A 292-nucleotide genomic window follows, 5' to 3' on the forward strand; every position below is an offset into this window, starting at 1 on the left:
GCCCGGCGAGGGCATGCAAGCGCTGCAGGTCGACACGAAGTTCTTCAACGGCACCATGCTCGTGATGAACAACGAGCAGTGCGGCAAGAACGGCCGCGGCGGCGTCTCCCTGTACGACGTCAGCAACCCCGCCAAGCCGGTCAAGCTGTCCGAGCACTTCGGCGACCGCGCGAACCTGTCGCGTGGCGACGCCAACGACACTCACAGCGCGTTCGCCTGGGACACCGGCGACAGGGCGTACGTGGTGACGACCGACAACTTCGAGTCGGGCGGCGCGGACGTCGACATCCTC

The 292-nt window shown here is 66.8% G+C and carries 1 protein-coding gene; it reads left to right on the forward strand.

All coding sequences use genetic code 11. The features are described 5' to 3' along the window. Positions 1-292 (forward strand): LVIVD repeat-containing protein (locus IG04_RS47560; protein ID WP_036017146.1); only part of this gene is annotated, 292 nt, incomplete at both ends.

Origin of the sequence: Lentzea albidocapillata (assembly GCF_000719115.1) — a bacterium.
In the GTDB taxonomy this organism is placed as follows: domain Bacteria; phylum Actinomycetota; class Actinomycetes; order Mycobacteriales; family Pseudonocardiaceae; genus Lentzea; species Lentzea albidocapillata.